Annotated in this window: 2 protein-coding genes and 1 pseudogene; 1 reads left to right on the top strand and 2 read right to left on the bottom strand. The window is 27.4% G+C overall.

Translation table 11 applies throughout. The annotated features are described in order from the left end of the window. A pseudogene (locus ACRDDY_RS00575) lies at window positions 1-121 on the top strand (hypothetical protein); the annotation flags it as partial. 307 nt (window positions 122-428) lie between these two features. On the opposite strand, the gene ACRDDY_RS00570 reads toward ACRDDY_RS00575, so the two are convergent. Both ACRDDY_RS00570 and ACRDDY_RS00565 read right to left on the bottom strand, forming a co-directional pair. Continuing rightward, entirely contained in the window at window positions 429-1,739 is a 1,311-nt protein-coding gene (locus ACRDDY_RS00570; RefSeq protein WP_438563021.1) for an IS30 family transposase, read from the bottom strand. 225 nt (window positions 1,740-1,964) lie between these two features. Continuing rightward, window positions 1,965-2,564: hypothetical protein (locus ACRDDY_RS00565; protein ID WP_438563020.1), on the bottom strand; the 600-nt coding region annotated here is incomplete at its 5' end.

The following is a 2,564-nucleotide window of genomic DNA, read 5'->3' as shown; positions in this document are numbered from 1 at the left end:
TGAATACAATGGAGAATATGAAAATGTACCAGTAGAGACTAAACATTTTTCTATACGTTCAAGAAAAGGAATAGGTGTAGTTCCGCCGGTTGATCCTAATAATCAAGATACTGCTTGGTTAATTAATTAGGTTACATATATATATAGTGATAAAACTAAGTTATAAAGCTATTTTATAACAAAAATTTTACGTTGAATGCAAAAGTAACTTCCGTTTAAATCTAAAGCTTTGAAATTGCAAGATTAAAGTCAGTTTTTCGAGTGAATTTTCATGAATAAAATAAGTGAAATAGGGTATAATTTTTATAAGAAACTAATTTTAGGGCAAGCTTAATAAGCCTACGGATTTTTCTTGTAAAACTAAGTTCCGTTTGCTTTAATTTTGTAATATTAAGTTCCGTTGATACTCGCTCTAAAATTTTGAAATTTTATTTTTTTAAAAGTGCAGGTTTTAGATGTATATCATCTGCTGGAATATCTTTCAACAAAAGTTTATCTAACAGAGAATTATCTAAAAGCATCTGGGCTAGTTTGAATGGCGTATTTCCGTTTAAACTAGCCCTTGTTGTGCTATTAACGTGATTTATTATTAAAGTAATATCTTCTTGAGTTAAATTATTAAATGATTTTCCTTTAGGTAGTATATATCTTAAATATTCATGATTCTTTTCTACATGTGGTTTTTGATAAGATGCCATTGGATTACAATAAAATATTTTAGTTCGTTTATTTCCAAAGGCATCTGTTTCTAACATCTCAGGATTTTTAAATTCTGAGCCATTATCGGTTAAAATAATAGGAAATGTAGATTTAAAGGTATCATAGCCTATCAACTCATAAAGCTTATCTATAGCACTTTTTACCGCTAATTGGCTACATGACTCAAGAATAAATGCTAACATTAATGAGCAATTTCTGAACATAAGTGTAAGAAGTACTTTACCACTTCGGGTCCCGTGAACTGTATCCATTTCAATTATAGAAGTATTAGGATTTTTTGTGATAAATTCAGTAAAATCATTAAAGTTTCTTCCAACTTTATAAGAAGGATCTTTGATTTCAGGTGGCTTAGATTTTTTTCGTGGTTTATACTTTACCTTTCTTGGTAAATCAATATTTCTAGCAGTAAATGCATTCTTATCAAAATAAGAATATAATGTTCTTTCACAACACTTCAGTTCATCTTTATGATGAGTGAAAATATGACATATTGATTGCCCTTTAAAAACAAGTGGTGAAATTATTTCATCCATTTTCTTTAAGTTAGAAGGTGTTATATTCAGTCCTTCTCTAGATGAGATTAAAATTTCTTTATACTTTGCATTAGCACTTTTAGCTTTATAATATTGTTTTTCACTTTTGCATCTAGTGATTTTATCACATCCGTTACAAACGTAGGGGTAACGGTCAAGTTTAGAACATTTTTTTATTGAGTATTCTTTGCAATTTCTATAGCAATTTATAAACTTACACTTCTTACATTTTTTATTGCAAGAGTTATTACATAAATTAGTTTTAGTACAGCTTTTATGATGTTCACAAGACTTTAAACTATTCACTTTTGTCTTACTTAATCTAATGAATCTATTCCTTTTAATCTCTTTAGAAACAGTAGTTGGATCCTTTTGAATTTTTTCAGCAAGTTCTTTTAAGCTATAGTTTTGATCTAAGCCATATTCTATTATAAGTCGTTCTTCCATTTGAAGGTGTTTACCCTTATATGGTTCTTTATTTAACATAATTAAAATCCTCCTTGATATATTAGTAACAAGTATCATTTTAATTATGTACAACTATTTGTAGAACTAACTTCTGTTTAACGAAAAAAACGGAATTTAAGTTTTCAATTTACCAACAAAAATTTTAGAATGTAAAAATATGCTAATATATTTTATTTTTAGATATACTTTGAAAAAATCAAAGTATATCTTTTTTTATGAATTAATTAATAATACTAAAAATGATTAGCTTACTTGTGGCAGAGGACTTTGTTCAAAGTTTACAGATACAGCATTATTTGTTGAAAAATTATCATTGTTACTGTGCATAAAGATGCCAGTTAAGTTTTTAGTATTATGATTAATATTTAATAAATAAAGTCCTGTAACATTACCATTAAAAGTTTCTTCTAAAGCATATTTATAATTATCATTTTTAAATTGACTAGGCATTGGAATCTTAGTAACTGTGAAAATATTGTTATCATTACTATATTTCTCAGCAAAAACATTTTGTGTATTAGTTTGCGCAAGTGTAACAAGAGTGCCATTTATTGAACCGTTATAATAAGGTAATTCACTAAAAGATTGACTATTTCCATTAGGATTTATAAAAGGTCCATCACATTGATAAATTTTATCTGATCCAATATGCTCAAATGTACCACAAAGCCCACCATAAATAGCCGCCCCTTGGAAGTTTAATTTAAATATTGCTGTATTTACACCATTATAGAATTCATACATAGTATATTCAGGGTTTTTATGTGGTCCATCTATAGGTTTATTACAAGTATTGCTTACATAATAAGTGAATTGTTCAAATGGTTTATTTAAGTAGTGTCC

Origin of the sequence: Clostridium sp. (assembly GCF_051656525.1) — a bacterium.
GTDB lineage: Bacteria > Bacillota > Clostridia > Clostridiales > Clostridiaceae > Clostridium.
This window is presented reverse-complemented; position numbering and strand designations above follow the sequence as displayed.

Coding starts and splice junctions, on each gene's coding strand:
- ACRDDY_RS00570 (WP_438563021.1), bottom strand. CDS start 1,739: ATGTTAAATAAAGAACCATATAAGGGTAAACACCTTCAAATGGAAGAA.